At 70.7% G+C, this 1910-nt stretch carries 1 protein-coding gene; it reads left to right on the top strand.

Features of this window, described 5'->3' with window-relative positions:
• Nucleotides 1-108: 108 nt before the first annotated feature.
• Nucleotides 109-1788, top strand: a complete 1680-nt coding sequence (locus EHS43_RS43620) for a long-chain fatty acid--CoA ligase (protein ID WP_125195948.1) — start codon at nt 109-111, stop codon at nt 1786-1788.
• The last annotated feature ends 122 nt before the right edge of the window (nt 1789-1910 follow it).

Raw genomic sequence — 1910 nt, 5'->3', positions numbered from 1 at the left:
GTCCCCGGCCGTTGTGAGGGCATCGTGACGTGATCGATCGCCCGGCTCTAGTGACATACCGCGCGGTATGTGCGCAGAATCGGCCCATCCCTTACTACCGCGTAGGCAATGTCGCCCCGGGAGGACGCCGTGCTGAGCACGATGCAGGACGTACCGCTGCTGATCTCCAGGATCCTGACCCACGGGTCGTCGATCCACGGCACCTCACAGGTGACCACCTGGACCGGCGAGCCGGAGCCGCACCGCCGCTCCTTCGCCGAGGTCGGCGCCCGCGCCGCCCAGCTGGCGCACGCCCTGCGCGAGGACCTCGGGGTCGTCGAGGACGAGCGCGTGGCGACCCTCATGTGGAACAACGCCGAGCACGTCGAGGCCTACTTCGCGATCCCCTCCATGGGCGCGGTCCTGCACACCCTGAACCTCCGCCTCCCGGCCGACCAGCTGACCTTCATCGTGGGCCACGCCGCCGACCGGGTCGTCATCGCGAACGGTTCGCTGCTCCCCCTGCTCGCCCCCCTGCTCCCGCACCTCAAGACGGTCGAGCACGTGGTGGTCTCGGGCCCCGGCGACCGTTCGGCCCTCGAAGGCTCCCACGCGCGCGTGCACGAGTACGAGGACCTGATCGCCGGCAAGCCCACCACCTACGACTGGCCCGAGCTGGACGAGCGCCGGGCCGCCTCCATGTGCTACACCTCCGGCACCACGGGCGACCCCAAGGGCGTGGTCTACAGCCACCGGTCGATCTACCTGCACTCCATGCAGGTCAACATGGCCCAGTCGATGGGCCTGACCGACCAGGACACCTCGCTGGTGGTCGTCCCGCAGTTCCACGTCAACGCCTGGGGCCTGCCGCACGCCACCTTCATGACCGGCGTCAACATGCTGATGCCGGACCGCTTCCTGCAGCCCGCGCCCCTCGCCGAGATGATCGAGCGCGAGCGGCCGACCCACGCGGCCGCCGTCCCCACCATCTGGCAGGGCCTGCTCGCCGAGCTCACCGCCAAGCCGCGGGACGTCTCCTCCCTCACCCAGGTCACCATCGGCGGCTCGGCCTGCCCGCCGTCCCTGATGGAGGCCTTCGACAATCTGGGCATGCGGGTCTGCCACGCCTGGGGCATGACGGAGACCTCCCCGCTCGGCACCATCGCCCGCCCGCCGGCCCACGTGGTCGGCACGCCCGAGGAGTTCGCGTACCGCCTCACCCAGGGCCGTTTCCCGACCGGCGTCGAGGCCCGCCTCACCGGCCCCGGCGGCGAGCGCCTGCCCTGGGACGGCGAGTCCGCGGGCGAGCTGGAGGTCCGCGGCCCCTGGATCGCCGGCGCCTACTACAACGGCCCCGACGCCGAACCACTGCGTCCCGCCGACAAGTTCAGCGAGGACGGCTGGCTGAAGACGGGTGACGTCGGCACGATCTCCGCCGACGGCTTCCTCACCCTCACCGACCGGGCCAAGGACGTCATCAAGTCCGGTGGCGAGTGGATCTCCTCGGTCGAGCTGGAGAACGCCCTGATGTCCCACCCGGACGTCACCGAGGCCGCCGTCGTCGCCGTCCCCGACGACAAGTGGGGCGAGCGCCCCCTCGCCACGGTCGTCCTCAAGGAGGGTTCCACCGCCGACTTCGAGTCCCTGCGCGCGTTCCTCGCCAGTGACGTCTGCCGGATCGCCAAGTGGCAGCTCCCGGAGCGCTGGTCGATCATCGAGGCGGTCCCGAAGACGAGCGTCGGCAAGTTCGACAAGAAGGTGCTCCGCAAGCGCTACGCGGAGGGCGAGCTGGACGTCACCCAGCTCTGAGCAGCACGAGGGACACGGCGGCGCTTCGAGCAGCACGTGCAAGAGGGCGGCGCTTCGAGCAGCACGAGGGAAACGGCGGTCGGGGCGCCCCGGACAAGAACCGGGCGCCCCGACCGCCGTAC

The organism is Streptomyces sp. RP5T (assembly GCF_003933965.1).
In the GTDB taxonomy this organism is placed as follows: Bacteria; Actinomycetota; Actinomycetes; order Streptomycetales; family Streptomycetaceae; genus Streptomyces.
Note: the sequence above shows the minus strand (reverse complement) of the source record. Positions and strands in the feature narration are given on the sequence as shown.

Excerpts from the sequence above, each read along its gene's own strand:
- EHS43_RS43620 (WP_125195948.1), top strand. The coding sequence starts at position 109 with ATGTCGCCCCGGGAGGACGCCGTGCTGAGCACGATGCAGGACGTACCG.